Origin of the sequence: Mesorhizobium sp. M7A.F.Ca.CA.003.01.2.1 (assembly GCF_003998945.1) — a bacterium.
Lineage (GTDB): Bacteria > Pseudomonadota > Alphaproteobacteria > Rhizobiales > Rhizobiaceae > Mesorhizobium > Mesorhizobium ciceri.
In genome coordinates, this window is sequence record NZ_RZRA01000408.1 from 1 (window position 1) to 4,791 (window position 4,791).

Consider the following 4,791-nt stretch of genomic DNA (forward strand, 5'->3'; position numbering starts at 1 on the left):
GTGATCGCCATGGTGGTGGTCGGCGGCACGGCGCTGACCGGCGGACGCGGCACGATCCTCGGCACCATCGTCGGTGCGCTGATGCTGCGCGCGATCCGCAACGGCATTGTGCTGATCGGCGTGCCGGGCCTCGCCTACAACATCTTCGTCGGCCTGATCATCCTCGCCATGCTCATCCTGCACGCTTTGCTGCAGAAGAACGCCGCAAGGGGCTGACGATGGAAGTTCTCCGGCTGCAGAATCTGCAAAAATCCTTCGGCAGCGTCCGCGCACTGAAGAATGCGTCCTTTGCCCTCAAGGAAGGCGAGGTGGTGGCCCTGCTCGGCGACAACGGCGCCGGCAAATCGACGCTGATCAAGGCGATTTCCGGTGTGTTTCCGATCGACCGTGGCGACATCTATGTGCGCGGTGAAAAGGTTTCGATCCGTTCGACACGCGACGCGATGGACCTCGGCATCGAGACCATCCACCAGGATACGTCTCTTGCGCCGGATCTCAGCATCGCGCGCAATCTTTTCCTTGGGCGCGAGCCGGTCAAGCTGAAATGGCTGGGCGTGTTCGCGCCGCTCGATTTCGCCAAATTGCGAGACGCGGCGTCGGCGCTGTTGAAGCGCGTCGGCATCTCGAAAAAACTCGACGCCGATGCGCTGGTCTCGACGCTATCGGGTGGCGAGCGGCAGTCGATCGCGATTTCTCGCGCCATGCAGTTCGCCGCCAAGGTCATCATCCTCGACGAACCGACCAACAATCTCGGTGTCGAGGAAACCCATGGCGTGCTGCGCTTCGTCAAGGAGGTGCGTGACGCCGGTCATTCCGTGCTCTTGATCACCCACAACATCCATCACGTGTTCCAGGTCGCCGACCGCATCATCGTCATGCGCCGCGGCGAGATCGTCGCCGAGCAGACGGTTGCCGATACCGATCTTCTGACCGTGGAAAGCATCATCACCGGCGCCGATATGTCGGCCCTGCTGAAAGAGACGAGAGCGAAGTGAAGAAGTTGGCCGTCACATGGTAGAACTCTACGGCAAGACGCTTTCGCGCCGGCAGGTGTCGGAACGTTCGGGCATGCTGTCGCAATTTGCCGGCGTGCGGCTGATGACGCTTGGCGACGGCGTGGAACGCGGCATCCGCATGCTGGAGTTCCGCACCGGCACGGGGCTGCGTTTCACGGCGCTGGTCGACCGGGCGCTCGACATCGCCGATTGCGACTTCAAGGGCCAGGCGATCGGCTGGCATTCGCCGAGCGGCTTTCGCAACCCCGGTCTGCACGATTATGAGGGGGAAGGGGGGCTCGCCTGGGCGCGTTCGTTTTCAGGGCTGCTTGTCACCTGCGGCCTCGACCACATATTGGGCCGGGAAGAAGTGCCGGCCGATAGCTACAACTACCCGGGCAGGAAGACCGTGATCCATTCGCTGCATGGCCGCGTCGGCACCATTCCGGCGCGGCTGACCGGTTATGGCGAGACCTGGGACGGCGACCGCTGCGTGCTGTGGGCCGAAGGCACCGTGCAGCAATCGGCAGTGTTCGGCGAGGATCTGCATCTGATCCGGCGTATCGAGGCCGATGTCGGCGGCAACGAGATCCGGCTGTCGGATCGCGTCGTCAACCACGGTTTCAACCGCACGCCGCACATGTATTTTTACCACGTCAATGTCAGCCATCCCTTGCTCGACGAGGGTTCGCGCTATCTGGCGCCGATCCGCGACGTCGTCTGGGCTGGCCATGCCGGCGAGCGCTACCAGGCGCAGAAGGTGGGTTACCGCACGATGCCGGCGCCGCAATCGGGTTTCAGCGAGCAGGTCTGGCAGCACGAGATGGCGGCGGACGCCAATGGCGAGGTGCCGGTGGCAGTGGTCAACGATCAGCTCGGGCTCGGCTTCGAAGTGGTGACGCGCAAGGACCAGCTGCCTTGCGCATATCAATGGCAGAATTTTCAGGCGGGGCAGTATGCGCTGGGCATCGAACCCTCGACGCATCATGTGCTCGGCAATCTCGCGGCGCGCGAGCGGGGCGAGATGATCTGGCTGGAGCATAGTGAAAGCCGTTCTTACGACGCAGTGTTCCGGGTGCTCGACGGCGCCGGCGCGATCGCCGAGGCCGAAGCAAAGATCGCGTCGATCGCCAGGCAGCCGCAACAGGATTATCCTGTACCGTCGGGTAATTTTCCGGGATTGGCGGACAGGGCATGAGGCGAAACGAATGCTCCGGCTGGCGGGCCGGAAATCGGAGGTCGATGTGATGGAGAAAAAGCGCGACTACAGCCTGGTCGGGGAAAGCACGCGCATCGCGATCGAGACCGGGCTGGCCTCGGCCGAGTGGTATCACACCGATGTGCCGCGCAAGGCGATGAAAGAGCTGATGCAGCGCTCGGACGGCCCGGCGATCCGCGACACGATCATCTGGATCGTTGCCATATTGGGTTCCGCCGCCGGGATCGCCTGGTTCTGGGGCACGTGGTGGGTGGTGCCGTTCCTGCTCGTCTATGGCGTGCTCTACGGCTCGTCCAGCGACTCGCGCTGGCACGAGTGCGGCCACGGCACCGCCTTCCGCACACGCTGGATGAACGATGCCGTCTACCAGATCGCCAGCTTCATGCTGATGCGCAATCCGGTGACCTGGCGCTGGAGCCATGCCCGCCACCACACCGACACGATCATCGTCGGCCGCGACGCCGAGATCGCGGTGATGCGTCCGCCGGACCTGCTGCGCGCCGCACTCGCCTTCACCGGTGTTCTCGATTTCCGCTATTCGCTGCCGACGCTGGTGCGCAATGCGTTCGGCAGCATCTCGCCGGACGAGAAAAGCTTTATTCCCGAGATGGAGCTTCACAAGGTGGTCACAGCCGCGCGCTGGCATGTCGCCATCTATGTCGGGGCGATCGGGCTAGCGCTTCATCTGTGGTCGTTCCTGCCGCTGGTGCTGATCGGCCTGCCGCGCCTCTACGGCAGCTGGCACATGGTGCTGACCGGCCTGCTGCAGCATATCGGGCTGGCCGACAATGTCACCGACCACCGGCTGAACACGCGCACCGTCTACATGAACCCGATCAGCCGCTTCATCTATTGGAACATGAACTATCATGTCGAACATCACATGTTCCCGATGGTGCCCTATCACGCGCTGCCGAGGCTGCACGAATTGATCAAGCACGATCTGCCCGAGCCGAACCCTTCGATGTGGCATGCCTATCGCGAGGTCTGGCCGGTGCTGCTGAAGCAGCTTCAGTACGAGGATTATTTCCTCAAACGTGAATTGCCGCCGACGGCGCGGCCGTACCGGGACGAATTCCATGCACTGACCGTTCCGGCGGCGGCGGAATAGGGGAGAAGCAGATGGCCGACTGGGTTGAAGCGTGTGGCGTCGACGATGTCGAGGAAGAGGATGTCATCCGCTTCGATCATGGCGGCCGTACCTTCGCCATCTATCGCAGTCCCGATGACGAGTACTTCGCAACCGACGGATACTGCACGCATGAGAAGGCGCATCTGGCCGATGGGCTGGTGATGGACGACATCATCGAATGCCCCAAGCACAATGGCCGCTTCAACTACAAGACGGGCGTGGCTCGAGGCGCACCGGTATGCGTCAATCTCGCCACCTATCCAGTGAAGGTCGAGGCTGGCAAAGTGATGATCCAGATCGGCTGACCTGCCGCCGAATGCAACTGAGGGAACCCTTTTGATGAGCCGAAAAAGACCGACGGTGGCGGATTTGCGCGCCATGAAGGGCAAGCGACAGCTGACCATGCTGCGTGTGCTGACGATGGACGAGGCCGAGGCCGCGGAGCGCGCAGGGGTCGACATCGTCTCGGTGCCGCCCGAATTGGTGCTCAACCCTGAGTACCGCGACGCGGCGCCCAGCCTGTTCACCATGCCGGGCGACAATTTCTACGAGATCGGCACGGCGGACGATTTCGTGCGCTGGGCCTTCCGGCTCTACAAGGCCGGCGCCGACGCGGTCTATTGCAGCGCCGGCTACGCCACGATCAAGCGGATGGCCGATGACAATATCCCGGTGATCGGCCATGTCGGGCTGATCCCGTCACGGGCGACCTGGACTGGCGGCTTCAAGGCGGTCGGCAAGACCGCCGACACCGCCATGGATATCTTCGCGGCGGTGAAGCAACTGGAGGCCGCCGGCGCCATCGGCGCCGAGATCGAGGTGGTGCCGGTCGAGGTGGCCAAGGCGATCTCGGAGCGGACGTCGCTGATCATGCTGTCGATGGGAGCGGGTACCGGTTGCGATGCGCAATATCTGTTCGCCGACGACATTCTCGGCCAGAACCGTGGCCACATGCCCCGTCATTCCAAGGTCTATCGCAATTTCGCCGCCGAATATGATCGTTTGCAGGCCGAGCGTATCGCCGCGTTTTCGGAATATGTTGCCGACGTGAACAGTCTCGCCTATCCCGAAGACAAGCATGTGGTGCATATGGATCCGGCTGAACTCAGCCTGTTCATGAAGAGGGTCGACGGGGCGTGAAATCTCAAGGCAATGATGCGACGGGCGAGGCCGCGCCGGTTCATATTCTCACGCTTTCCTGCGAGGATCGGCCGGGGATCGTCGCCGCCGTCACGGCGGAGCTTGCCGCGAACGGCGCCAACATCGCCGAAAGCAGCCAGTTCTGGGACCGGCAGACCAATCGCTTTTTCATGCGGATCGCCTTCATCAGCCCGTTAGGCTCGACCGGGGACAGTCTGGAGCGGGCCCTGGAATCGAGCGTCGACCGCTTCGGCATGAAGACCGCGCTGGTCGATCAGGGACGCCGCCCGAAGACCATCGGCATG

6 protein-coding genes and 1 pseudogene are annotated in these 4,791 nt (G+C 62.8%); all 7 read left to right on the forward strand.

Annotation, left to right across the window (positions count from 1 at the left end; genetic code table 11):
* Positions 1 to 216, forward strand: a pseudogene (locus tag EN969_RS17325) (ABC transporter permease); the annotation flags it as partial.
* A complete protein-coding gene (locus EN969_RS17330) occupies positions 213 to 995 on the forward strand; it encodes an ATP-binding cassette domain-containing protein (RefSeq protein WP_024501560.1) in 783 nt (260 codons plus the stop codon). The pseudogene EN969_RS17325 and the gene EN969_RS17330, both read left to right, overlap by 4 nt.
* Before the next feature lie 16 nt (positions 996 to 1,011).
* Complete coding sequence (locus EN969_RS17335; RefSeq protein WP_063168537.1) at positions 1,012 to 2,193, forward strand: aldose 1-epimerase family protein; 1,182 nt, start codon at positions 1,012 to 1,014, stop codon at positions 2,191 to 2,193.
* Between the two features lie 10 nt (positions 2,194 to 2,203).
* Complete coding sequence (locus EN969_RS17340) at positions 2,204 to 3,325, forward strand: fatty acid desaturase family protein (RefSeq protein ID WP_082826495.1); 1,122 nt, start codon at positions 2,204 to 2,206, stop codon at positions 3,323 to 3,325.
* 11 nt (positions 3,326 to 3,336) lie between these two features.
* The gene (locus tag EN969_RS17345) at positions 3,337 to 3,651 is read left to right on the forward strand and encodes a MocE family 2Fe-2S type ferredoxin (RefSeq protein ID WP_013530832.1); all 315 of its coding nucleotides are present in this window, start codon (positions 3,337 to 3,339) and stop codon (positions 3,649 to 3,651) included.
* A gap of 34 nt (positions 3,652 to 3,685) precedes the next feature.
* Positions 3,686 to 4,486: a 3-methyl-2-oxobutanoate hydroxymethyltransferase gene (locus EN969_RS17350; RefSeq protein ID WP_063168536.1), complete on the forward strand. Its 801-nt coding sequence runs from the start codon at positions 3,686 to 3,688 to the stop codon at positions 4,484 to 4,486.
* A partial coding sequence (locus EN969_RS17355) for an ACT domain-containing protein (protein ID WP_127419267.1) occupies positions 4,483 to 4,791 on the forward strand: 309 nt, incomplete at its 3' end. The genes EN969_RS17350 and EN969_RS17355, both read left to right, overlap by 4 nt.